Origin of the sequence: Bradyrhizobium sp. SZCCHNPS1003 (assembly GCF_032381555.1) — a bacterium.
Taxonomy (GTDB): Bacteria; Pseudomonadota; Alphaproteobacteria; order Rhizobiales; family Xanthobacteraceae; genus Bradyrhizobium.
Genome location: NZ_JAUHIU010000008.1, coordinates 263,049 through 287,709 on the forward strand (window position 1 = coordinate 263,049; position 24,661 = coordinate 287,709).

Here is a 24,661-nt window from a genome sequence, read left to right on the forward strand (position 1 = left end):
GACGCCTTCTCCCCTATTCTGCCCTCTTTTGAGGAGAGCCGCATCTGCCGAGACCGAGACATCTTTCGAGACGCCTCCGATCGCAGCTGCATCATCATCCTCTCTCCTAGGTGAGGGCCTCGTGAACCTGATGTCATCCCTGGATTCGCCGAGTCTGCAGACCGAGACCGACGGCGACGGTCTCTGGTACAAGGACGCGATCATCTACCAGCTGCACGTCAAGGCGTTCGCCGACAGCAACAATGACGGCGTCGGCGACTTCGCCGGCCTGACCGACAAGCTGGATTATCTGCAGGACCTCGGCGTCACCACGCTGTGGCTGCTGCCGTTCTACCCCTCGCCCGGCCGCGACGACGGCTACGACATCGCCGATTACGGCAGCATCAATCCCGATTTCGGGACGATGAAGGAGTTCAAGCGCTTCATCCAGGAGGCCAAGCGGCGCGGCCTGCGGGTGATCACCGAGCTCGTGGTCAATCACACCTCCGACCAGCATCACTGGTTCAAGCGCGCCCGGCGCAGCCCGCCCGGCTCGAGCGCCCGCAACTGGTACGTCTGGAGCGACACCGACCAGAAATATCTCGGCACCCGAATCATCTTCACCGATACCGAGAAGTCCAACTGGACCTGGGATCCGGAGGCCGGCCAGTTCTACTGGCACCGCTTCTTCTCGCACCAGCCGGACCTCAATTTCGACAATCCGCGCGTGGTCAACGCGATCATCCAGGTGATGAAACGCTGGCTCGATGCCGGCGTCGACGGCTTCCGGCTTGACGCCATCCCCTACCTCTGCGAGCGCGACGGCACCAACAACGAAAACCTCCCCGAGACGCATGCGATCATCAAGCGCCTGCGTGTCGAGCTCGACAATTACGCCAAGGACAAGCTGCTGCTGGCGGAAGCCAATCAGTGGCCGGAGGACGTTCAGGAATATTTCGGCCAGGGCGACGAATGCCATATGGCCTATCACTTCCCGCTGATGCCGCGCATCTACATGGCGATCGCCCAGGAGGACCGCTTCCCGATCACCGACATCCTTCGCCAGACGCCCGACATCCCCGCGACCTGCCAATGGGCGCTGTTCCTGCGCAACCATGACGAGCTGACGTTGGAGATGGTGACCGACGTCGAGCGCGACTATCTGTGGTCGACCTACGCCAACGATCCGCGCGCACGCATCAATGTCGGCATCCGCCGCCGCCTCGCGCCGCTGATGGACAACGACCGGCGCAAGATCGAGCTGATGAACTCGCTGCTGATGTCGTTCCCGGGCACGCCGATCATCTACTACGGCGACGAGATCGGCATGGGCGACAACATCTATCTCGGCGACCGCAATGGCGTACGAACGCCGATGCAATGGACTCCCGACCGCAATGGCGGCTTCTCGCGCGCCGACCCGGCGCGGCTCTACGCGCCGATGATCATGGACCCTGTGTACGGCTACGAGGCGGTCAATGTCGAGGCGCAATCGCGCAGCTTGTCGTCGCTGTTGAACGCCACCAAGAAGCTGATCTCGGTGCGCAAGTCGACGCTGGCCTTCGGCAGGGGCACCATGACCTTCATCCGCCCGGCCAACCGGTCGGTGCTGGCCTATGTCCGCCAGTACAAGGACGAGGTCATCCTCTGCGTCGCCAACCTGTCGCGCTCGGCGCAGGCGACCGAGCTCGATCTCTCGCCGTTCAAGGATCGCGTCCCGATCGAGATGCTCGGCCGCTCGCGCTTTCCCGCGATCGGCGAGCTGCCTTACATGATCACGCTCGCGCCCTACGGATTCTACTGGTTCCAGCTCAAGGAGCGCGAGAAGTCGGAGCCCATCATCCAGCGCGCGGTGCCGGAGTTCGAGACGCTGGTCGTGCCGCTCGGCTCGACCTGGGTATCGCTGGCTCGCACTCGCAGCGTGTTCGAACGCGACGTTCTGCCCGGTCATCTGGCGCGCGCGCGATGGTACCCCGAGCGCTCGGCGGACGCGATCCATCCGACGCTGACCTCGGCGATCCCGTTCTGCGACATCGGCGACAACCGGCCCTGGCTGATCTTCTTCAAGGCCGCTGAGCGCGACGACAAGCTGCGCTATCTGCTGCCGATGCAGATCGAATGGGTCCGCTTCGATCGCGATCGCTACAATCCGCAAGCCTTTGCCGCCGTGCGCCAGGGCGCCCGCGAGGGAACGCTGCTCGATGCAGCGACCAGCCCGATCTTTCTCGCGCTGCTCCTGCACAATCTGAAGCAATCGTTGACGGTCGAGGAAAACGGGGTGCGCCTCGAATTCCGGCCGACGTCGCGGTTTCCGGACAAGCCAATCCGCGAATCCGAGCAGGTGCGCGTGGTCGAAACCGACCGCTGCAGCAGCAAGGCGGTCGTCAACAACGAGTTCTTCATCAAGATCCGCCGCGAGCTGGAGGCCGGCCCGCATCCGGAGATCGAGATCGGCCGATTCCTCACGGAGGCGGTGGGCTTCGCCAATGTCCCGCCGCTGCTCGGCAGCATCGAGGTGATCCAGGAGGGCGAGCGGCAGACCGTCGGCTGCGTCCATGGTTTCATCGAGAACCAGGGCGACGGCTGGACCGTCAGCGCCGCCTATCTCGATCGCTACGTCGACGACCAGCGCGTGTTCGCCGCGAGCGGCGACGTGCGGCAGAGCGAGGAGCTGTCGCCCTATCTGCGCTACATGGCGCAGGCAGGCCGTCGCGTCGGCGAACTGCATGCGGCGCTCGCCTCGCGCAGCGACGTCGCCGATTTCGCGCCCGAACCCACGACCGCAGATCATCTCGATCACTGGATCGACCGGCTGCGCGCCCAGGCCGGACGGGTCCTGACGGACCTGAGCGAGCGTCGCGATCACCTCAAGGATCCGGAACGAGGGCTGGTCGACCAGGTGCTCGCCAGGCGCGGCGAGTTGTCGGAGCGCCTCAGCAGCCTGATCCCGCACCATGTCGGTGGCTGCGACATCCGGCTGCATGGCGATTTCCATCTCGGCCAGATCCTCATCGTCAAGGATGATATCTTCATCATCGATTTCGACGGCGACGAGGAGCAGCCGCTCGCCGAGCGCCTGCGCAAGGCGCCGCCGGCCCGCGACATCGCGGGCTTCCTGCGCTCGATCGATTGCTCGGTCCGCGTCGCGCTCGAGCGTGCTCTGAGGGCAGGCCCGGACGATCACGGCCGGATCCCCGCCGCGCTGTCGGAATGGCGCGATCAGGCTGTTACGACCTTTTTGACGGGTTATCGGGAGATCAAGGCCAACCAGCGCCTCTGGCCGGACGATCCGCACACCGCGGAGGCGCTCCTTAACTTTTTCATGCTGGAAAAAGCCCTCGGAGCGCTCGAATATGATCTGGCTCACCGGCCGGACTGGTTGCGCGTCGCATTGGGCAACCTGCTTCGCGTCCTGTCCGAGCCAGCATCAGCCAGCGAGTCCTCATGACCCATCTTTCTCCCGAGGCGTTTGCGATCATCGAAGGTCGGCATGCCGACCCGTTTCGCTATCTCGGTCAGCACAATGTCGACGGGCGGGCCGTCGTGCGTGCCTTCCTGCCCGAGGCCTCGCGGGTCGAGGTGGTCGGCGAGCACGGCGAAGTCTCGCCGCTGACGCGCATCCATGATGCCGGCCTGTTCACCGGGACCATGCCGTCGCTGCAGCGCTATCGGCTTCGGGCGACATTCGGCGACCACGTGACCGACCTCGAGGATCCCTATCGTTTCCTGCCGATCCTGAGCGATTTCGACCTGCATCTGCTCGGCGAAGGCAACCATGAGCGGCTTTACGACAAGCTTGGCGCGCATCCGATGGTGCTCGACGGTGTCGATGGCGTCGGATTCATCGTGCTCGCGCCCAATGCACGTCGCGTCAGCGTGGTCGGCGATTTCAACTTCTGGAATGCGCGGCGCCACCCGATGCGCGTCCGCGGCAACGGCTATTGGGAGCTGTTCATTCCCCGTGCCAGGGCCGGCGACCACTACAAGTTCGACATCATCGGCCCGCAGGGCGAGCACCTACCGCTGAAATCGGATCCGATGGCCTTCGCGGCCGAGATGCGTCCCAAGACCGCATCGATCGTGGTCGACGAGACCAGCCTGCCGCGGCCGCGGCCGGCGCCACATGACATCAACAAACTGAATCGACCGGTCTCGATCTACGAGGTGCATCTCGGCTCCTGGCGGCGCAAGGACAACAACCAGTGGCTGACCTATCGCGAGCTCGCCGAGCAGTTGCCGGCCTATGCACGCGACATGGGCTTCACGCACATCGAATTCCTGCCCGTCAGCGAGCATCCGTTCGACGGCTCCTGGGGCTATCAGCCGACCGGCCTGTTCGCGCCGACCAGCCGCTTTGGCAGTCCTGAGGATTTCTGTGCGCTGGTCGATGCCTGCCACCGCGAAGGCCTTGCGGTGTGGCTCGACTGGGTGCCGGGCCATTTCCCGGATGATCCGCACGGCCTCGGCCATTTCGACGGGACAGCGCTTTACGAGCACGCCAACCCGATGCAGGGCCGGCATCTCGATTGGGGCACGCTGATCTACAATTACGGCCGCACCGAAGTCGCCAACTTCCTGCGCTCGAACGCGCTGTTCTGGCTGGAGCGCTACGGCATCGACGGCCTGCGCGTCGATGCCGTCGCCTCGATGCTCTATCTCGACTACAGCCGTCCCTCCGGCGGCTGGATCCCGAACAAATATGGCGGGCGCGAGAACCTCGAGGCGATCGAGTTTCTGCGTCGGACCAATATCGACGTGTTCGGTCATTTCCCGCAGGCGACCACGGCTGCCGAGGAATCCACGGCGTGGCCGCAGGTGTCGCGCCCAGTCGACATGGGCGGGCTCGGCTTCGGCTACAAGTGGAACATGGGCTGGATGCACGACACCTTGCGCTACATCAGCAAGGATCCGATCCACCGCAAATATCACCACGGTGAGATCCTGTTCGGCCTGCACTACGCCTTTTCGGAAAACTTTATCCTGCCGCTGTCGCATGACGAGGTCGTGCACGGCAAACGCTCCATTCTCGGCCGGATGCCCGGCGACGACTGGCAGCGCTTTGCGAATCTGCGCGCCTATTACAGCTTCATGTTCGGGCATCCCGGCAAGAAGCTCCTGTTCATGGGCTGCGAGCTCGCCCAGGAGCGCGAGTGGAATCACGACACCTCGCTCGACTGGCATCTGCTCGGCGATGCCAAATATGCCGGCATCCAGGCCCTGATCCGCGACCTCAACCATCTCTACCGCGACGTGCCGGCGCTGCATGAGCGGGACTGCGAGCCGGGCGGATTCGAGTGGCTGATCGCCGATGACGCGGACCGCAACGTGTTCGCCTGGGTGCGAAAGGGCTTCGATGAGCGCGCGCGCTGCGTCGTGGTCGTGAACTTTTCGCCCAACGTGTATTACAATTACCGGGTCCGCGTGCCGTTCGGCGGCAAATGGAGGGAAGCTTTCAATTCCGACTCCCTGCATTATGGCGGCAGCAATGTCGGCAATGTCGGCCAGGTCCATGCCTCTGAAGAACACCAGCTCAACCTCATCCTCCCGCCCATGGCAGCGGTATTTCTCGTCCCGGAAGCCTGACGCAATGCGTCTGGCCGCAGGAAGCCACGCCCGTCTCGGAGCAACCTGGGACGGACGGGGGACCAATTTTGCGTTGTTCTCCGCCAATGCCGAGAAGGTCGAGCTCTGCCTGTTCGACAGCCAGGGCCGGCGGGAGATCGAGCGGATCGAATTGCCGGAGCGGACGGAAGATGTCTGGCACGGCTATCTCAACGACGTCTCGCCGGGGCAGCTCTACGGCTACCGCGTCTACGGGCCCTACGAGCCGGAGCGCGGCCACCGCTTCAATGCCAACAAGCTGCTGCTCGACCCCTATGCCAAGCGGCTCGCCGGCCGGCTGGTCTGGAGCGATGCCCATTTCGCCTACCGCGCCGGCTCGCCGCGCGAGGATCTCTCGTTCGACCGGCGCGACAATGCCCGCGGCATGCCCAAGGCGGTCGTCATCGACGAGACCTTCAACTGGGGCCGGCGCGAGATGCGGCCGCAGATCCCGTGGGAGGACACGATCATCTACGAGGCCCACGTCAAGGGCCTGACCACCAAGCGCGACGACGTGCCGCCCAATCTGCGCGGCACCTATGGCGGACTCTCCTCGCCCGCGATGATCAAGCATCTGAAGCGGCTCGGCGTCACGACGATCGAGCTGCTTCCGATCCACGCCTTCATCGACGACCGCATGCTGGTCGAGAAGAAGCTCGTCAACTACTGGGGCTACAACACCATTTCCTTCTTCGCGCCGGAGCTGCGCTACGCGCAGGACAATCCGCTCGATGCCTTCCGAACGACGGTGGCGCGGCTGCACGATGCCGGCATCGAGGTGATGCTGGACGTGGTCTACAACCACACCGCCGAGGGCAACCATCTCGGGCCGACCCTGTGCTATCGTGGCATCGACAACGCCTCCTACTACTGGCTCCAGCCCGACAATCCGCGCTTCTACGACGACTTCACTGGTTGCGGCTCGTCGGTGAATCTCACCCATCCGCGCGTGCTGCAGATGGTGATGGACTCGCTGCGTTACTGGGTCGAGGTCTGTCACGTCGACGGCTTCCGCTTCGATCTCGCGACGACGTTGGCGCGCGAGAAGCACGGCTTCGACCGGCGCAGCGGGTTTCTCACTGCGATCCGCCAGGACCCCGTGCTCGCCGGCGTGAAGCTCGTGGCAGAGCCGTGGGACGTCGGCCTCGGCGGCTACCAGGTCGGTGCCTTCCCGTCGCAATGGTCGGAGTGGAACGACCGCTATCGCAGCGCCATGCGCCGCTACTGGAGCGGCGAAGGCAGCCTGATCGGCGAGGTCTCCAGCCGCATGACCGGCTCGTCCGACATCTTCAATCACGACGGCCGTAGCCAACGCGCCAGCGTCAATCACGTCACCGTCCATGACGGCTTCACTCTGGCGGACCTGTTCAGCTACAACAGCAAGCACAACGAGGCGAACGGCGAGGACAATCGCGACGGCTCCAACGACAATCACAGCAACAATTGCGGCCATGAAGGCCCGACCGACGACGTCGCGATCAATGCGATGCGCCGACAGTTGCGCAAGAACCAGCTCGCCTGTCTGTTCCTCGCGCAGGGTCTGCCGATCCTGCTCGCAGGCGACGAGGTTGGCAACTCGCAGCACGGCAACAACAACGCCTATTGTCAGGACAACGAGGTCGGCTGGGTGGACTGGAGCGGCATGGGCCGCGAGGGCGACGACCTCATCGACTTCATCGCGCACATGACCGAGCTGCGCCGCCGCTTCGGCCAGATTCGCGCGCGCCGCTGGCTGGACGGCCGCCGCTCGGACGGCAGCTTCGGCGTGCTGTGGCTGACGCCTTCGGCAGAGGAGATGACGCAAACCGACTGGACCTTTCCCGACGGACGATTTCTCGCCTACGTGCTCGCCCCGTTGGAACAGGAGCAGGCTCCGATCTTTATCGTTCTGAATGCAGCGCCCGAAGAGATTGGATTCAAATTGCCCGAGCTCGCCGAATACAAGACGTGGCAGCAGGTCCTCGACACCACCGAAGCCCAGCAGAAGCAGGTCGATTTCACCGCCGGGGCCGACCTCAAGGCTCCGCCCCGCTCCGTGCTGGCGTATGCGGGCCTGCCATGAGCCCCCGTCAGTTCGGACCTCGCATCACCGGGAAAGGCACGACGTTCCGATTGTGGGCTCCCGCCGCCAAGCGCGTCGATCTGGTGCTCGACGGCAAGCACGAGATGCAGCGCCTCGACGGCGGCTGGTATGCGCTTGAGGTCGCCGGCGTCGGCGCCGGCACGCAGTATAAGTTCCGCATCGACGACGAGCTCGACGTTCCGGATCCCGGCTCGGATTTCCAGCCAGAGGACGTCTCCGGTCCGAGCGAAGTCATCGATCACCGCGCCTACACCTGGCGCTCCGAAAACTGGCGCGGCCGCCCGTGGCAGGATGCCGTGTTCCTGGAAAGTCATGTCGGCACCTTCACGTCGGAAGGCACCTACCGCGCGATGATCGACAAGCTCGATCACCTCGTCGAGACCGGCATCACGGCACTCGAGCTGATGCCACTGGCGGATTTCGCCGGCCGGCGCAATTGGGGCTATGACGGCGTGCTGCTCTACGCACCCGACAGCGTCTACGGCCGGCCCGACGACCTGCGGGCGTTGATCGACGAGGCCCATTTGCGTGGGGTGATGGTGTTTCTCGACGTCGTCTACAATCACTTCGGCCCGGAGGGAAACTACATCGGCCTGTATGCACCGACCTTCTTCACCGATGCGCATACGCCATGGGGCAGCGCGATCGACTACCGGCGCGCGGAAGTGTGCGCCTTCGCGATCGAGAACGCGCTGCATTGGCTGACGAATTATCGCTTCGACGGCCTGCGCTTCGATGCGGTCAATCACATCCTGTCCAACGAGGGTGAGATCCCGATGCTGCACGATCTGAGCGCGGCGGTTGGCAAGCTTGTCGAAGCAACCGGGCGGCACATCCATCTGGTGCTCGAAAACGGCGACAACCGCGCCAGCATGCTGGATTCCGCGGAGGAGCCGCCGCGCGGCAAATTCCGCGCGCAGTGGAACGACGATTATCATCATGCCTGGCACGTCATGCTGACGGGCGAGAGTGGCGGCTATTACGACGACTACCAGCAGGCGCCGCGCCGCGATCTCGCTCGCGCGCTCGCCTCCGGCTTCGTCTATCAGGGCGAACCGGCGGCATTCTGGGGCGGCGATCCGCGAGGTGAGCCGAGCGGTCATCTGGCCCCCGGAGCGTTCGTCAACTTCCTGCAGAACCATGACCAGATCGGCAATCGCGTGTTCGGCGACCGGCTCGAGGCGCTGGCGCCGCCGCAAGGGATCGCGGCGGCGCTCGCGGTGACGCTGCTGGCGCCGACCGTGCCGATGCTGTTCATGGGCGAGGAATGGGGCTCGAAGCAGCCGTTCCCATTCTTCTGCGACTTCCAGGGCGACCTTGCGCATGCCGTGCGCAAGGGACGCCGCAAGGAGTATGAGTGGGCATACGCCAAACATGGCGACGAGGTCCCCGATCCGCTCGACATCGAAACCTTCAAGTCCGCGATCATCGACTGGGACTCCCGTAATTCATCGCCGGGGCGCGAGCGTCTGGCGCTGGTGCGCGCGCTCCTCGCCGTGCGTCACAAGGAGGTTGCGCCGCGGCTTCCGAGCGCAAAATTCGGCGACGCTGATGTGACCGATGACGGTCGCCTGACCGCGCATTGGGAGATGGGCGATGGCAGCAGGCTGACTCTGCTTGCCAACGTCTCGGACAAGGAGCTCGCGGCTTCGCCGAACGGCGTCCCGGGCACTCCGATCTGGGGCGGCACGCCTGGAGACCGCCTGCCGCCGTGGTCCGTGTTCTGGAGCATCGGAGGATAGCATGCCTCCGGCCGTCCCCCTCGCGACCTATCGCCTGCAGCTCACGGGTGATTTCAACTTCGAAGCGGCCGCGCGCGTCGTGCCGTATCTGAAGGCGCTCGGCATCAGCCACGTCTACGCCTCGCCGTTCATGACGGCGCGGAAGGGCTCGACGCATGGCTACGACATCACCGATCATTCCAAGCTCAATCCCGAGCTCGGCGGCGAGGACGGCTTTGCCAAACTGAGCGCGGCGCTCAAGCAGCACGATCTCGGCCTCATCCTCGACTTCGTGCCGAACCATGTCGGCGTGCATTTCGACGACAATCCATGGTGGCTCGACGTCCTCGAATGGGGCCAGGCTTCGCCGCACGCCGCCTCGTTCGACATCGATTGGGACCAGTTGCCGTATCGCGCACGCGGCGGCGTGCTGCTGCCGATCGTCGGCACCTCCTACGGTCATGCACTCGAACATGGCGACATCGAGCTGCGCTATGATCCGGGGGAAGGCTCGTTCTCCTGCTGGTACTTCGAGCATCGGCTGCCGATCGCGCCCGAGCGCTACGGCGAAGTGCTGCGCATCATCGTCAAGGAGGCAGGCGCAGAAAGCAGTGAGACCGGCAGGGCGATCCTGGAGCTCGCCTCGCGTTATCAGGGCCTGCGCCATCCGAACCGCAAGGAAGCGCCGGCATTCAAGGCGGCCCTCAAGGCCATTCCGGACGCCGCCGACGTCATTGCCCGCGGGATCGCGGCCTACAAGGCCGGCCCCGACCGTGCCGCACAGACGCTCGCCCTGCATCATTTGCTGGAGAGGCAGCACTACAAGCTCGGCCACTGGCGGCTCGCCTCCAGCGACATCAACTACCGCCGCTTCTTCGACGTCAACACGCTGGCGGGCCTGCGCGTCGAGGATGCCGGCACGTTCGAAGCGATCCACCGGCTGGTCAAGACGCTGATCTCCGGCGGCCAGTTGCAGGGATTGCGGCTCGACCATATCGATGGCCTGCGCGATCCCGCACAATATTTTCAGCGCCTGCGCCGGCTGATCCGCGACGCCCGCGGGCCCGCGGCGGGGCCGTTCTACGTCGTGATCGAGAAGATCCTCTGCGAGCAGGAGAAGCTGCCGCGCTTCGCAGGCGTGCACGGCACCACCGGCTACGAATGGATGAACGTCATCATCCAGCTGCTCATCGACGGAAACGGCCTGGAGCCGCTCGACGAGATATGGCGCCAGATCAGCAACAAGCCGCCCAAGCTGGCGCCGGTGATAAAGGAAGCCAAGCGACGCGTGCTGGAGACGCTGCTGACCAGCGAGTTCACCGTGCTGACGCGCCTGCTGGCGCGCATCGCCAACGGCCACTACTCGACGCGCGACTATTCGGAAGACATCCTGCGCCAGGCGCTCGAACTGTATGTTCTTCACTTCCCGGTCTATCGCACTTATCTCACCACAGCCGGTCCGACCGAGACCGACCGCAAGCTGATCGACCACGCCATCGCAGGCGCCCGGGCCGAATGGTTCGCCTCCGACGGCTCGATCTTCGAGTTCCTGCGCGATGCGCTGACCATGGACCTCATCAAGCGCGACCGCAGCACCAATCACAGCGTCCCGCGCGTGCGCCGCTTCGCCCTCAAGGTGCAGCAGCTCACCGGGCCCATGATGGCGAAGTCGCTGGAGGACACCGCCTTCTACCGCTTCCACCGGCTGCTCGCGCTCAACGAGGTCGGCGGCGATCCGGCGGCACATGCTCTGGCCATCGCCGACTTCCACAAGCTGATGCAGGACCGCGCCAGGCATTGGCCGCACGGCATGACCGCCACCGCCACGCACGACACCAAGCGCGGCGAGGATGCGCGCACGCGGCTGGCCGCCATCACCGAGCTGCCCAACGACTGGACGTCGTCGGTCGCGCGCTGGAAGACCTTGAACGCGCCGCACGTCATCACCGATGGCAAAATGCGCGCGCCCTCGGCGGCGTTCGAATACATGCTGTACCAGACGCTCGTCGGCATCTGGCCGGCGAGCGGCACCGATGGCACCCTGACCGATCGGCTGCAGGCCTATGCGCTGAAGGCCGCGCGCGAGGGCAAGGAGGAGACCAGCTGGCTCAATCCGAACGAGGCCTATGAGAACGGCCTGCGCGCCTTCATCGAACGCATCCTGGACCGCGACCGTTCGCCCGAGTTCCTGCAGTCGCTGGAGACGCTTGCCAAGCGGCTGGCGCTGCTCGGCGCGCTGAACTCCCTGACGCAGCTGACGCTCAAGGCGACGATGCCGGGGGTACCCGACTTCTACCAGGGCACCGAATTCTGGGACCTCTCGATGGTCGATCCCGACAATCGCCGCCCGGTCGATTTCGCCGCACGCGAACAGGCGCTGCGTGCGTGCGAGAGTCCCGACTGGGCGCACCTCGCGGGCCATTGGCCGGATGGCCGCATCAAGCTGGCCTGGACGCGGCGGCTGCTCAGGCTGCGTAACGAGATGTCCTCGGTCTTCACCGACGGTTCCTATGAGCCGCTCGAGGTGAGCGGACGTCATGCCGATCACATCATTGCCTTCGCACGGCGGCGCGGGCGCGACGCCGTCATCGTCGCCACTGCGCGCAACTTTGCGCCGTTTACCGACGCTGGCCGGGTGTGGCCCCACGCGGATGATTTCGAAGCCGAGGTTCATGCCCGCGGTTACACATCTGCGGACATGCAGAACGGCATGGTCGCGGTGTCCTCCATCTTCACGCACGTGCCTGCAGCAGTGATCCCGGCGCGGACTGATGCGGCAGCCCACCCGGCTGGTCGGCGCCAGACAGCGGCGGCGCCGACCTGATCAGCCCTTCTTCGTCAGCAGCAACTGGCCGCGGTTACGGATCGCGGCCTGCGCCGCCTCGGCAAAGCGCTGCAGCAGCCAGGGCAGCACGACCTCGACACGCACGTGATCGTCGGCGACGTCGACATGGCCCGACGCCGCCTGACCGAGCGCGCGAACGCGAAAGATCATCTTGTCGCCCTCCCAGCGCTCTTCGTCGACCTTCAGGACCGGAACGCTGGTCGCGGCGCGGCTGAGACCGGCCTGGAGCCGGCGCACAGCCTCGTCCTTGCCGAGGCGATGCGGAATGGAAACGACAAGCGGACTTGACATCGCGATCTCCTGACTAACAACCGCCTTCATGTAGTCATCGGTGGATGCGACCGCAAAGACACACCCTGCATTTTACTTGTTCCCATGCGGAACTTTCGAAGTTCCAACCAGTTTCCTCGGCGAAGGCAGAGCACGTTGTCGCCCCGCTGCCGGGCACTGGAGGGAAGCACATGTCCATCGGAACTATCATCCTCATCATTCTCATCATCGCCCTGCTCGGCGGCTTTTCCGGCATCGGCGGCGGTCCGTTCTACGGCACCGGCTACTACGGCGGCGGCGGCCTTGGCCTGATCATCGTCATCGTGCTGATTCTCGTCCTGCTCGGACGCATCTGATCCGATCGATCTCATAGCCATCCAACTGATCAGCTCGGGCTGACGTGGCCGCGCCACGTCGGCCTGGGCTTGATTGCGCCCCGCATCGCATCCGTTACGCTTCCACTTCGTTCGCGAGCTTCCTCATCGCCGACTTGATCGCTCCGGCCGCGTCGTCATAGCCCTCCCACGCCTTGGTCTTGGGCAACAGCGCCGGCACGGTTCGGACCGTGTACCGCTTGGGTTCGAGCCCGTTCTTCACCTGCGCCCACGTCAGCGGCATCGACACGGTGGCGCCTTCGCGGGCGCGCGGCGACAGCACGGCGACGGCCGTCGACATCCGGTCGTTGCGCAGATAGTCGAGGAAGATCTTTCCCCTGCGCAGCTTCTTCGACATGTTGAGCAGATATTGCTCCGGGCTGTCGTTCGCCATCCATTGGCACACGCCCTGGGCAAACGCCTTCGCCTCGGGCCAGCTCACCTTGTCGCGCGCGCCGTGCAGCAACGGCGTCACCACATGCAGACCCTTGCCGCCCGTGGTCTTGCAGAAGCTCTCGAGTCCGAGGCTCTTCAAGCGCTGGCGCATGTCCTTGGCTGCCGCGATCACCTCCTCGAACGCGACGTTCGGCGCCGGATCGAGATCGAACACCAGCCGGCCCGGAACGTCATAGGCGTCCGGCGCGCAATTCCATGGATGCAGCTCGACGGCGGCGACCTGAGCCACCGCGATCAATCCCTCGACGCGATCGATCTGCAGATACGGCTTGCGATCGCCCGAGACCTTGACCAGCTCGAGCAGGTCCGACATGCCCTGCATGCCGTGCCGCTGAAAGAATTTTTCGCCACCGATGCCGTCAGGCGCACGCACGATCGAGCATGGCCGGCCCTTAAGATGACCGATCATCCAGTCTCCGACGGCTTCCAGATAGTTCGCGAGATCGAGCTTGGTGACGGGCTCGCCGTCGCCGGCGTCCGGCCACAGCGCCTTGTCGGGCTTGGAGATCGCAACGCCCATCACGGTGGCCGAGCCCTTCGTCCGAGACGGCGTCTTGTGGACCGTGGTGCCGACGGTCGCGACGCTCGCCGCGGCGCGCGCCACCGGCTTCGCAACCTTCGTCGTCACCACCGGCTTCTCGGCAACGACCTCGCGCGCCGGCTTGTCCTCGCGCAGTGCCTTGAACGAGGCCTGCCTGACATTGCCGTCGCCGGTGAAGCCTGCAAACTCGATCTCGGCGACCAGCTCGGGCTTGAGCCAATGCACCTCGCGCGTCTTGCGCGGCGCGTTCTTGCCGCTGAACGGGCTCTTGTCGGAGGCAGCCGCCTTCAGCGCCGGCATGATCTCCTTCACCGTGTCCTGGCCGAAGCCGGTGCCGACGATCCCGACATAAGCGAGATGATCGTCCTTGTTGACGCCGACCATCAACGATCGGAATTTGCCGTTGGTGGTCTTCCAGCCACCGATGACGACCTCGTGGCCGGGCCTGGTCTTGGCTTTGGTCCAGCTCTCCGTCCGTCCCGAATGATAGGCCGAGTCCAGCTTCTTGGAGACGATGCCCTCCAGCGACAGCTTGCGTGCGGACTCCAGCACCGCCTCGCCGTCGCTCTCGAAGTGCTCGACATAGCGGATGCGCGGCGCCTTGCCCTTGATATGCGCCTTCAGCAGCTTCGCGAGCCGCGCCTTGCGCTCGCGCAAAGGCTGGCGGCGCAGGTCGAACTCTTCGGCGAACATCAGGTCGAAGGCAAAGAAGATCAGCTCGTCGGTTTCGCCCGCTGAGATCGCCGCCTGCAGCGCCGAGAAATTCGGATTGCCGTCCTTGTCGAGCGCGACGATCTCACCGTCGATGATCGCATCCGGCAGCTTCGCGGCCTCCTGCGCGATCGCACTGAACTTGGCCGTCCAGTCCAGGCCCTTTCGCGTCTTCAGGGTTGCCTTGCCGTCTTCGACCCTGATCTGCACGCGATAGCCGTCGAACTTGATCTCATGCCCCCACCCCTCACCGCTCGGCGGCTTCGCGACCGAGGTACAAAGCTCAGGGGCGACGAAGTCCGGCAACGATGACACCATGCGCGGCGCCACTGTCTTCGACTTCAGGCTCGCTTTCGTCGTCTTTGCCAACGGCGCCGTCTTCGTCGAAGTGGCCTTGCCGTCGCTGCGGTTCGAATGCCACACCGCATCGGCATTCATGCGCTGTGTCTTGGCGAGCATGAACGGCTTCGGCGCTTTGCCTTTGCCGGCCGCGATCTGCTCCATCGTGCGCCCCGACGCCACTGATTTGTCGGCGTCGAGAATGTCGTTGGCCTCGCCCTCCTTGGCAAATTCGTCGCGATGCTTGATCAGGAGCCAATTGGTGCGCTTGCCGCCGGTGCGATCGTGGCGCATGCGCACCAGCACCCAACTGCCATGCAGCTTCTCGCCATCCAGCGTGAACTTCAGATCGCCCTTCTTGAAGCCGCTCTCGGGATCCTCGCTCTCCCAATAGCCACGGTCCCACAGCATGACGGTGCCGCCGCCATACTCGCCTTCCGGGATCGTGCCCTCGAAATCGCCGTAGTCGAGCGGGTGGTCCTCGACCTCGACCGCGAGCCGCTTGTCATGCGGATCGAGCGACGGGCCCTTGGTCACCGCCCACGACTTGAAGACGCCGCCAAATTCGAGCCTGAGATCGTAGTGCAGCCGCGTCGCGTCGTGCTTCTGGATGACGAAACGCGGCCGCGGCGCACGTGCAACCTTGGCGTCGCCGGACGGCTCCGCCGTCTTGTCAAAATCGCGCTTCTTGCGATAGGTGGAGAGCTTCCTGAGCGCCACGGTGATCCCTCGCGTTGAGCGGTAGCGTAGCAAAGCCGGTGAACTCGTGGAACCGGCCGCATCAACATGATGATAACATCGGGCAAAGTTCCGCGTTCCCGCGGCTCAGGGAGCCCAGGCTGCGCTGGCGTCCGCCCTCTGCCAATCGAGAGGGCGCAGGGAAGGCCGGGAGCTCGCCGCCCCCATGGCCCGCCTGCGAAAAAAATGCAGGCGGCAGGTACCACAGGTGCAGCCGAGACATCCCGGCCCTCCCTGCGCGACGGCTTTAACGGCTGCTTCGCGTTCTCCTCGGCGCGCCGGGCTTGTTGGCCACCGTGTCGCGACAATGCGCTTGCGCGCATCGCGCTGGATACCAGCATCGGGGTATCAGGACCGCGCGACTTGACCGTGCATGCCGGATTGTTCGTCGGCGCGACTGAATCACGCTGCAATCCGACACACCCATCGCATTCCGCTGCCGACGTCCGTGACGACCGCGATACGTCCCCTTCCGACGCAACGGAACGGGTCTGACCATAATGCTGATTTTACGAAGCCGTCAAGCGAATTATTTTTTCCCGAAGCGACCTTCGCCGGGCCCATGGAACCCACACCGATGCTTGCCCGTTGCAGCCTCGTCCGGATTGTCCAAGGAGACCACGATGGCCCCCCGCGCCTATTGGAAAGGCTCGCTCAAACTCTCGCTCGTCAGTTGCCCCGTCGTCCTCTATCCGGCGTCGACCTCGGTGGAGAAGACGCGCTTCCATCTGATCAACCGCGAGACCGGCAACCGGCTCAAGCAGCAGATGGTCGACTCCGAGACCGGCGACATCGTCGAAGGCGACCAGAAGGGCCGCGGCTACGAGCTGTCCAAGGGACAGTACGTCGAGATCGAGCCCGAGGAGCTGGAGGCGGTCCAGATCGAGAGCAACCATACGATCGACATCGACAGCTTCGTGCCGCGCGACGAGATCGACCAGCGCTATCTCAACGATCCCTATTACATCGCCCCCGACGGCAAGGCGGCAATCGACGCCTTCGCGGTGATCCGCGATGCGATGAAGGATCAGGACCGCGTCGCGCTGGCGCGCATCGTGCTGACCAACCGTGAGCATATCATCGCCATCGAGCCGATGGGCAAGGGCATGCTCGGCACCACCCTGCGCTTTCCCTATGAGCTGCGCGACGAAGCTGAGTTCTTCGACGACATCAAGGCGCCGAAGATCACCAAGGACATGGTCGAGCTCGCCGGCCACATCCTGCAGACCAAGGCGGCGCATTTCGATCCCTCGGAGTTCAAGGACCAATACGAGACCGCGCTGAAGGCGCTGGTCAAGCGCAAGGCGTCGGGCAAGCCGATCAAGTTGCCGGAGCCGGAAGAGCGGCCCGACCACGTCGTCAGCCTGATGGATGCGCTGAAGCAGAGCCTGAACGGCAAGAGCGGAAAAAAGACGGCGCGTGCGGCGCCACGGCGGACGAGCACGCATCGACGCACGGCGAAGAAGGCGCATCGGTCGGCGGCGCGGCAGAGGAAGGCGGGCTGAGTACGCCGTAGCCCGGATGAGCGCAAGGCGGCGCAATCCCGAGCCTCAGCTTTTCTTCGATGATTTCTTTGCTGTCTTCCGGCTGGTCTTCTTCGTGGTCTTCTTGCTCGATGCCTTCTTGGTTGTCTTTTTCGATGCCTTCTTCGCCGATGTCCGCGCGCTCTTCTTCGGCGGCACCTTCTTGCCCTCGCGGCGCGCCTCCGACAGGCCGATCGCGATGGCCTGCTTGCGGCTCTTGACCTTGCGACCGGAACCGCCGCTGCGCAGCGTGCCGGCCTTGCGCTTCTTCATGGCCCGGCCGACCTTGGCCGATGCCTTGCGCGAGTATTGTCGTGCCATGAACATCCTCCCGATTGCGACACGTAAACCGCGTCGGCGAGACGAAAGTTCCAAAGCGCAAGCTGATGCCGCGTACCTCCACACATGCTTTCACGATCGCGGGAATCGAAGCCCGTCGATACATGGAGATTCCAATGCAGCTTCGCGCTCGTCGCTTCGATGACGGATAGACCGAGAAGCCAATCAGACGTTCTGATCCGCCGCATGAGGCGCAACTGGACAAGGCGACGTTCCGAATGATGCGTCCCTGGCCTCTTCCTCAGTCAGCAATTTCAGGAGCACCGTCCGCTTGGACTCATCGTTGAATTCAGCGAGACGTTTCCTGAACAGGATGAGGTTCTGCAGATGAATGTATTCTTCCATGACCGACCTCACTGATGGGAGCCAAGAACAACGCGTCGGGCTGACCTTGATTGAGATGAATTTCGGGCATGATGCTCTTCCCGGTATCGCCGATGACAATCTCTGCGCCGCAGTCGGCAGCCTCGCCCCCCAAAATTCAGATCGCGTTCTGACAAGCCGAGACATGGCACGTCCCGTGTTTACACCATCGTGCATGCAAACGCACGATCAGCTGCGCCGATCAGGTGGCACGACCGCAGTCTCGATCATCCGTTGATCCAGAGAACGGGCGCCTGCGGACGTACTGTGCCGCAGCGCGACATGACCGGTTGGTCAAAATTGCTCGTAAATTTAACGAAACGAGCTGATGCCGCCCGCGGGACACGCAAGCTCGCCCATCGAATGGCGATGTCAACGCCCCTGACACATAGGACCAGTCGGCCGATACGGCCAAGCTCAGTCCGGCGCGCGCAGCCGATAGCCGATGCCGGTCTCGGTCAATACGAATTGCGGGCGCTCGGGATCGGCCTCGATCTTCTGCCTGAGCTGACGCACATAGACGCGCAGATATTGCGCGTCGGTCAATTCGTCCCACAGCTCCTTGAGCAGGAAGCGGTGCGTCAGCACCTTGCCGGCGTGCTGCACCAGGACGCGGAGCAGATCGTATTCCTTGGGCGACAGCTTGATCTCGCGCTCGCCGACCTTGACGATGCGGCGGACGAGATCGACGGAGAGATCGCCGGAGCGGAACACCGGACGCTCGCCCTGCACCTGCAACTGATGCCGCAACGCCGCGCGCAGCCGCGCCAGCAATTCATCCATGCCGAACGGCTTGGTGATGTAGTCGTCGGCGCCGAGATCGAGCGCCTGGACCTTGCCCGCCTCGTCGCCGCGGCTGGACAGCACCACGACCGGCACAGCCTCGTTGCGGCCACGGATGGTACGCAGCAGCTCGAGCCCGTCGATGTCGGGCAGGCCAAGGTCGAGAATGATCAGCGCCGGCTCCTGGCCCAACAGATCCAGCGCAATCCTGCCGTTCGAGGCTTCGAGAATCTCGTAGCCTTGCGTGGTCAGGCCCATCCGCAGCAGCTTGCGGATCGGCGGCTCGTCGTCGATCACGAGCACCTTGATCGGAGCGCCGGTCATGCGGCCGTATCCAGCGGTCTGGCCTGCGCCGGCACCGGCAGGCGGATGGTGAGGACCGCGCCGCGCCGATCGGTGCGGTTGCCGGCGAAGATGCGGCCATGCATCGCCTCGATGAAGCCGCGCGAGATCGCGAGCCCCAGCCCCGTGCCGGGCCGCACCTGGTCGCCCTTCTGCACGCGATAGAACTTGTCGAACACGTGCTCGACCTCCGCGGCGGGAATGCCGTCGCCTTCGTCACGGATCTCGAGCACGACCCAGTTGTTGTCGCGGGCCGCACGGATCGCGATCGAGGTCTCGGGAGGCGCATATTTGGCGGCGTTGTCCAGCAGATTGAACAGCACCTGCTCGAACAGCACCGCGTCGACCTCGACCATCGGCAGATCGGGCGCCAGCTCCAGCGAGACATGATGACCGGCGAGGATCTTGCCCGCGCGCCGCAGCGCGCTGCCGACGATCTCGCCGACGTCGTGCAGCGCGGCGTTCGGCACGATCGCGCCCGATTCCAGCTTGGTCATGTCCAGGAGATTGGCGATGAAGCGGTTGAGCCGCTCGGATTCGTCGATGACGGTGGCGAGCAGGTCGAGCTTCTCCTTGTCGGACAGCCTGGCGGCCAGATCGCGCATCGTCGAAGCCGCGCCGAGCACGGAGGCAAGCGGCGTCTTCAGATCGTGCGAGATCGAGGTGAGCAGCGCCGAACGCAGCCGGTCCTGCTCCATGGTGCGCTTGACCTTGTCCATGTCCTCGACCAGCAGCACGCGCTCGATCGCGAGCGCGCCCTGATCGACCAGGGCATCGAGCAGCCGGCGCTGGTCTGGCGTCAGCAGCGGCCCGGTACGATCGTCGTCGATGCCAATGACACCGATCGAGCCGCGCCCGGTGCGCATCGGCAGGAACAGGCGCTTGGCGCCCGGCAGCGTGTCGGAGCCGCGGCCCGCTGCGCGGTCGTTGCTCCAGGCCCAGCTCGCAGCGGCGAGGTCGGCGTCGTCGAGCTGATCCTCCGGCGGATAGCCGGTCATGACCGTGAGCTTGCCGTCCTGCGGCAGCAGCAGCACCACCCGCACCTTCAGCATCAACGCCGCCTGATAGGCCGTCGCCCACAGCACGTCGTCGAGGGTCGCGGTGCCCGCGAGCTTGCGGCTGAAGGCGTAGAGCTGCTCGGTGGTCCGGATGCGCTGGGTGGCGGCGTCAGCCTGAACGCGCACGCGCGCGGCGACGTTGGACACCAGGATGGCGATCAGCATGAAGAAGAAGAACGCGCCGATGTTGGTCGGATCGGTGATCGTGAACGTATACAGAGGCGGGAGGAAGAAGAAGTTGTAGCAGAGCGAGGCGGCGAGGCTCGCCAGCAGCGACGGCCCAAGACCGTAACGCGCGGCGACGCCGACCACGGCGGTCAGGAACACCAGATCGACGTTCTCGATACCGAAGAAGGGCTGGATGAGCTCGGCGAGGCCAAGGCCGACAGCCGTGATCAGCAGCGCCATCAGATAGGGCTTTGGCTGCAGCGGCTCGCTGCGCGGGCGCGTCTGCACCGACGGGCTCGGCGTGTCCGGCGCCTCCTCGCCGGCGATGACGTGGATGCTGATGTTGCCGGCGCGCCTGACGAGGTCATGCACCACCGAGCCCCTGATGATCTCGAACAGGCGCGAGCGGCTCGACTTGCCGATGATGATCTGGGTGACGTTGTTGGCCTGCGCGAAGCTGATGAGATCATCCGCGATGCGCCGGCCGACGCCCGGAATCGTCAGCGCCTCGCCGCCAAGGGTCTCGGCCAGCCGCAGCGTATCGGCGAGCCGGTCGCGCTGCTTGTCCGTGAGCTGCAGGTTGCGCCGGGTCTCGATGGTAACGGCGGTCCACGGCGCGTGGACACGGTCGGCGAGCCGCTTGGTGTAGCGCACCAGCCCTGTCGCCCGCGGATCCTCCGACACGCAGACGAGGATCCGCTCGCCGGCTGCCCAGGGTCCGGCGATGGCGTTGGCCTGCATGTGGGTGAGCAGTTGCTCGTCGACGCGCTCGGCCGTCCGGCGCAGCGCGAGCTCGCGCAGCGCGGTCAGATTGCCGGGCGAGAAATAATGCTCCAGCGCGCGCTCGGCCTGCTTGGGGACATAGACCTTGCCCTCCTTCAGCCGCTGGATCAGATCGTCGGGCGTGAGGTCGATCAGCTCGATGGCGTCGGCGCGGTCGAGGATCGAGTCCGGGACGGTCTCGCGTACGCGCACATGAGTGATCTGGGCGACGACGTCGTTGAGGCTCTCGATGTGCTGAACGTTGACCGCCGTGTAGACGTCGATGCCGTGCGACAGCAGCTCCTCGACGTCGAGATAGCGCTTGGGGTGGCGGCTGCCGGCGGCATTGGTGTGCGCGAGCTCGTCGACGATCGCGAGCTTGGGACGGCGCGCGATCACGGCATCCAGATCCATCTCCTCGACGATCTGGTCCTTGTAGGAAATATGTTTGCGCGGGACGACCTCCAGGCCGCGCACCAGCGCCTCGGTCTCGGCGCGGCCATGGGTCTCGACGAAGCCGATGACGACGTCGACGCCGGCCCTCAGCTTGGCATGCGCGCTCGACAGCATCTCATAGGTCTTGCCGACGCCGGGCGCGGCGCCGACGAAGATCTTGAGCTTGCCGGCAGGACTGTCCTCCCGCCGGGCCGCTTCGAGCAGGGCCTCCGGCGAGGGACGTTGGTCAGGATCGCGGCGTTGACTGGCCATGCGGCATTATAGACGGAGGGACCTCGGCGCCAAGGCCAGGACCGTTAAGGCCAGGACCTTTAAGGCCAGGACCTTTACCTCAAGGTGCGGCCGGCGAGGCTTCACTGCGGTTTGGCAGCGTCGAGTGCCAGATTGAGCGCAAGCACGTTAACGCGGGGTTCGCCGAGCAGTCCGAGCAGACGGCCCTGGGTCTGCCGGGCGATCACGGCCTGGACGCTTGCCTCCGGCAAGCCGCGCGCCTTGGCCACCCGCGGCACCTGGAACAGCGCTGCCTCCGGCGAGATGTCCGGATCGAGCCCGCTCGCCGAGGTCGTCACCAGATCGACCGGCACGGCCTGCGCGGGATTCTCCGCCTTCAGCTTGTCGACGTCCTCCTTGAGGCGGTCGGCCAGCGCCTTGCTGGTGGGGCCGAGATTGGAGCCGGACGAGTTGGCAGCGTTGTAGGGCGCCGAGACCGTCTTGGTGGAGTCGTTCGGATCGGCTGCCGAGGTCGCCGACCGACGGCCGTGGAAATATTTGTCGTCCTTGAACTCCTGGCCGATCAGCGCCGAGCCGATCACCTGGCCGTTGCGCGTGATCAGGCTGCCTTCGGCCTGCGCCGGAAACACGAAGCCGGCGACGGCGGTCATGGCGAGCGGATAGAACAGCCCGGTGATCAGGGTCAGCGCGAGCAGGATGAAAATGGCGGGACGGATTTCTTTGAGCATTGTGGTGTCTCCTGTTTCTCTCCCGTCATTGCGAGCGAAGCGAAGCAATCCAGAGTCTTCAAGCCGTGATAGTCTGGATTGCTTCGTCGCTTCGCTCCTCGCAATGACGGCAGTTGTGGTGTCAAGCCAAATGCAAGGCGGTCACGATCAGGTCGATCGCCTTGATGCCGATGAAGGGGATGATGATGCCGCCTAAGCCGTAGATCATCAGGTTGCGGCCGAGCAACGCGCCGGCGCCGATGGCGCGGTAGGCGACGCCCTTCAGCGCCAGCGGGATCAGCGCGATGATGACGAGCGCGTTGAAGATGATCGCCGACAGGATCGCACTCTGCGGGCTCGCCAGGTTCATGACGTTCAGCACGTTGAGCTGCGGGTAGAACGCCAGGAACATCGCCGGGATGATCGCGAAATACTTGGCGACGTCGTTGGCGATCGAGAACGTCGTCAGCGCGCCGCGCGTCATCAGCAGCTGCTTGCCGATCTCCACCACCTCGATCAGCTTGGTCGGATTGGAGTCGAGGTCGACCATGTTGCCGGCCTCGCGCGCGGCCTGCGTGCCGGTGTTCATGGCGACGCCGACATCGGCCTGCGCCAGCGCCGGCGCGTCATTGGTGCCGTCGCCGCACATCGCCACCAGCTTGCCCTTGGCCTGCTCGTCGCGGATGAGCTTGAGCTTGTCCTCAGGCGTCGCCTGCGCCAGGAAATCATCGACGCCGGCTTCGGCGGCGATCGCCGCCGCGGTCATCGGGTTATCGCCGGTGATCATGATGGTGCGGATGCCCATCCGGCGCAGCTCCGCGAAGCGTTCGCGGATGCCGCCCTTGACGATGTCCTTGAGCTGGACGACGCCGAGCAGGCGCCCGTCCCTGGCGACCGCGAGCGGCGTGCCGCCGGATTTGGCGATGTCGTCGGAGATTGCACGGATCTCGCGGACAAGCTCGCTCTCGACCGGCTGGACCGCGCGCACCGTGTTGCCGGAGACGGGCTGGGTCGGGCCGCCGCCGATGGAGTTGAGGATGGCGTCGACCGCGCCCTTGCGCACCGAGGAGCCGCCGGCATCGACGCCGCTCATGCGGGTCTGCGCCGTGAACGGCACGAAGGTCGCGCCGAGCTCGGCCATGTCGCGGCCGCGGATGCCGTATTTGTCCTTCGCGAGCACCACGATCGAGCGGCCCTCCGGTGTCTCGTCGGCGAGCGAGGCGAGCTGCGCCGCGTCGGCGAGCTCCTGCTCGCTCACGCCCCTGACGGGACGGAACGCAGTCGCCTGGCGATTGCCGAGCGTGATGGTGCCGGTCTTGTCGAGCAGGAGCGTATCGACGTCGCCGGCGGCCTCGACCGCGCGGCCGGACATCGCCAGCACGTTGAAGCGCACCAGGCGGTCCATGCCGGCGATGCCGATCGCCGACAGCAGCGCGCCGATCGTGGTCGGGATCAGGGTCACGAACAGCGCCACCAGCACCACCACCGAGATCGAGCCGCCGGCATAGGCCGCGTAGCTCGGGATCGTCACGGTCGCGAACACGAAGATGATGGTGAGGCCGGCGAGCAGGATGTTGAGCGCGATCTCGTTCGGCGTCTTCTGCCGCTCCGCGCCCTCGACCAGCTTGATCATGCGGTCGATGAAGGTCGAGCCTTGTGCGGCCGTGATCTTGACGCGGATCCAGTCCGACAGGACCTGGGTGCCGCCGGTCACCGCCGAGCGGTCGCCGCCGGATTCGCGGATGACGGGAGCGGACTCGCCGGTGATGGCGGCCTCGTTGACCGAGGCGACGCCTTCGATCACCTCGCCGTCGGAGGGAATGGTGTCGCCGGCCTCGACCAGCACGATGTCGCCGACCTTCAGGCTGGTGCCGGGCACGAGCTTGTAGGTGTGATCGGCCGGGCTCGCGCCCGTCAGCAGCTTGGCCTGGCTCTCGGTGCGCGTCTTGCGCAGCGAATCCGCCTGCGCCTTGCCGCGGCCTTCGGCGACGGCTTCGGCGAAGTTGGCGAACAGCACGGTGAACCACAGCCAGAGAATGATCTGGAAGGTGAAGCCGAGGTTCGCTCCGCCGGTGACGACGTCGCGCAGGAAGATCACCGTGGTGAGCGCGGCGACGACCTCGACGACGAACATCACGGGGTTCCTGATCATCAGCCGCGGATCGAGCTTGGCGAAAGCGGCCTTGATGGCCGGCAGCACGATCTTCGGGTCGAGCATCGTCGACATCGACGAGCGCTTCTGCAGTTTCATGGTTTCCATGGAGGTTGCTC

General features: G+C 64.9%; 16 protein-coding genes. 8 read left to right on the forward strand and 8 right to left on the reverse strand.

Annotated elements, in window-relative coordinates:
* Positions 1 to 121 precede the first annotated feature (121 nt).
* From treS to treY, 5 genes are read left to right on the forward strand one after another with little or no spacing between them, the layout of a single operon-like run.
* A complete protein-coding gene (gene treS / locus QX126_RS15485) occupies positions 122 to 3,427 on the forward strand; it encodes a maltose alpha-D-glucosyltransferase (protein ID WP_315782032.1) in 3,306 nt (1,101 codons plus the stop codon).
* Complete coding sequence (gene glgB, locus QX126_RS15490; RefSeq protein WP_315782034.1) at positions 3,424 to 5,562, forward strand: 1,4-alpha-glucan branching protein GlgB; 2,139 nt, start codon at positions 3,424 to 3,426, stop codon at positions 5,560 to 5,562. Before treS ends, glgB begins: the two co-directional genes overlap by 4 nt.
* Before the next feature lie 4 nt (positions 5,563 to 5,566).
* Positions 5,567 to 7,642, forward strand: a complete 2,076-nt coding sequence (glgX, locus tag QX126_RS15495) for a glycogen debranching protein GlgX (protein WP_315775911.1) — start codon at positions 5,567 to 5,569, stop codon at positions 7,640 to 7,642.
* On the forward strand, positions 7,639 to 9,405 hold the full coding sequence (gene treZ / locus QX126_RS15500) for a malto-oligosyltrehalose trehalohydrolase (protein ID WP_315782036.1): 1,767 nt from the start codon (positions 7,639 to 7,641) through the stop codon (positions 9,403 to 9,405). The genes glgX and treZ overlap by 4 nt, the downstream gene beginning before the upstream one ends.
* A 1-nt stretch (position 9,406) precedes the next feature.
* A complete protein-coding gene (gene treY, locus QX126_RS15505) occupies positions 9,407 to 12,208 on the forward strand; it encodes a malto-oligosyltrehalose synthase (RefSeq protein ID WP_315782038.1) in 2,802 nt (933 codons plus the stop codon).
* Here the strand turns inward: treY and QX126_RS15510 are convergent, their stop codons facing one another.
* Positions 12,209 to 12,520 (reverse strand): polyhydroxyalkanoic acid system family protein, encoded by a 312-nt coding sequence (locus QX126_RS15510; protein ID WP_315782040.1) that lies wholly within the window; start codon positions 12,518 to 12,520, stop codon positions 12,209 to 12,211.
* Between the two features lie 170 nt (positions 12,521 to 12,690).
* Between QX126_RS15510 and QX126_RS15515 the strand changes: the two genes are divergently transcribed.
* A complete protein-coding gene (locus QX126_RS15515; protein WP_006614022.1) occupies positions 12,691 to 12,855 on the forward strand; it encodes a DUF3309 family protein in 165 nt (54 codons plus the stop codon).
* A gap of 94 nt (positions 12,856 to 12,949) precedes the next feature.
* Here QX126_RS15515 and ligD read toward each other — a convergent pair whose 3' ends face one another.
* Positions 12,950 to 15,640 carry a DNA ligase D gene (gene ligD, locus QX126_RS15520; protein WP_315782042.1) on the reverse strand — a complete coding sequence of 897 codons (2,691 nt, stop codon included), beginning with the start codon at positions 15,638 to 15,640 and terminating at the stop codon, positions 12,950 to 12,952.
* Between the two features lie 641 nt (positions 15,641 to 16,281).
* On the opposite strand from ligD, the gene QX126_RS15525 reads away from it, so the two are divergent.
* Positions 16,282 to 17,163, forward strand: coding sequence for a Ku protein (locus QX126_RS15525; protein ID WP_315782044.1), 882 nt, complete (start codon positions 16,282 to 16,284; stop codon positions 17,161 to 17,163).
* 45 nt (positions 17,164 to 17,208) lie between these two features.
* On the opposite strand, the gene QX126_RS15530 is transcribed toward QX126_RS15525, so the two are convergent.
* A complete protein-coding gene (locus QX126_RS15530; protein WP_315782046.1) occupies positions 17,209 to 17,502 on the reverse strand; it encodes a DUF6496 domain-containing protein in 294 nt (97 codons plus the stop codon).
* Positions 17,503 to 17,685: 183 nt separating this feature from the next.
* On the reverse strand, positions 17,686 to 17,865 hold the full coding sequence (locus tag QX126_RS15535) for a hypothetical protein (protein ID WP_315738670.1): 180 nt from the start codon (positions 17,863 to 17,865) through the stop codon (positions 17,686 to 17,688).
* On the opposite strand from QX126_RS15535, the gene QX126_RS15540 reads away from it, so the two are divergent.
* Positions 17,864 to 18,121 (forward strand): hypothetical protein, encoded by a 258-nt coding sequence (locus QX126_RS15540; RefSeq protein ID WP_315771968.1) that lies wholly within the window; start codon positions 17,864 to 17,866, stop codon positions 18,119 to 18,121. The genes QX126_RS15535 and QX126_RS15540 overlap by 2 nt on opposite strands.
* A gap of 179 nt (positions 18,122 to 18,300) precedes the next feature.
* On the opposite strand, the gene QX126_RS15545 is transcribed toward QX126_RS15540, so the two are convergent.
* The 4 genes from QX126_RS15545 to kdpB form a co-directional block, all read right to left on the reverse strand.
* Entirely contained in the window at positions 18,301 to 18,990 is a 690-nt protein-coding gene (locus QX126_RS15545; protein ID WP_315775903.1) for a response regulator transcription factor, read from the reverse strand.
* Positions 18,987 to 21,704 (reverse strand): sensor histidine kinase KdpD, encoded by a 2,718-nt coding sequence (locus QX126_RS15550; RefSeq protein WP_315782047.1) that lies wholly within the window; start codon positions 21,702 to 21,704, stop codon positions 18,987 to 18,989. The genes QX126_RS15545 and QX126_RS15550 overlap by 4 nt, the downstream gene beginning before the upstream one ends.
* A 101-nt stretch (positions 21,705 to 21,805) precedes the next feature.
* Complete coding sequence (locus QX126_RS15555; RefSeq protein ID WP_315782049.1) at positions 21,806 to 22,411, reverse strand: K(+)-transporting ATPase subunit C; 606 nt, start codon at positions 22,409 to 22,411, stop codon at positions 21,806 to 21,808.
* A gap of 121 nt (positions 22,412 to 22,532) precedes the next feature.
* Positions 22,533 to 24,650, reverse strand: coding sequence for a potassium-transporting ATPase subunit KdpB (gene kdpB, locus QX126_RS15560; RefSeq protein WP_315782051.1), 2,118 nt, complete (start codon positions 24,648 to 24,650; stop codon positions 22,533 to 22,535).
* Between the last annotated feature and the right edge of the window lie 11 nt (positions 24,651 to 24,661).

Coding starts and splice junctions, on each gene's coding strand:
- kdpB (WP_315782051.1), bottom strand. CDS start 24,650: ATGGAAACCATGAAACTGCAGAAGCGCTCGTCGATGTCGACGATGCTC.
- QX126_RS15545 (WP_315775903.1), bottom strand. CDS start 18,990: ATGACCGGCGCTCCGATCAAGGTGCTCGTGATCGACGACGAGCCGCCG.
- QX126_RS15540 (WP_315771968.1), top strand. CDS start 17,864: ATGACCGACCTCACTGATGGGAGCCAAGAACAACGCGTCGGGCTGACC.
- QX126_RS15550 (WP_315782047.1), bottom strand. CDS start 21,704: ATGGCCAGTCAACGCCGCGATCCTGACCAACGTCCCTCGCCGGAGGCC.
- QX126_RS15555 (WP_315782049.1), bottom strand. CDS start 22,411: ATGCTCAAAGAAATCCGTCCCGCCATTTTCATCCTGCTCGCGCTGACC.
- glgX (WP_315775911.1), top strand. CDS start 5,567: ATGCGTCTGGCCGCAGGAAGCCACGCCCGTCTCGGAGCAACCTGGGAC.
- treZ (WP_315782036.1), top strand. CDS start 7,639: ATGAGCCCCCGTCAGTTCGGACCTCGCATCACCGGGAAAGGCACGACG.
- QX126_RS15510 (WP_315782040.1), bottom strand. CDS start 12,520: ATGTCAAGTCCGCTTGTCGTTTCCATTCCGCATCGCCTCGGCAAGGAC.
- QX126_RS15525 (WP_315782044.1), top strand. CDS start 16,282: ATGGCCCCCCGCGCCTATTGGAAAGGCTCGCTCAAACTCTCGCTCGTC.
- QX126_RS15515 (WP_006614022.1), top strand. CDS start 12,691: ATGTCCATCGGAACTATCATCCTCATCATTCTCATCATCGCCCTGCTC.
- QX126_RS15535 (WP_315738670.1), bottom strand. CDS start 17,865: ATGGAAGAATACATTCATCTGCAGAACCTCATCCTGTTCAGGAAACGT.
- glgB (WP_315782034.1), top strand. CDS start 3,424: ATGACCCATCTTTCTCCCGAGGCGTTTGCGATCATCGAAGGTCGGCAT.
- treY (WP_315782038.1), top strand. CDS start 9,407: ATGCCTCCGGCCGTCCCCCTCGCGACCTATCGCCTGCAGCTCACGGGT.
- QX126_RS15530 (WP_315782046.1), bottom strand. CDS start 17,502: ATGGCACGACAATACTCGCGCAAGGCATCGGCCAAGGTCGGCCGGGCC.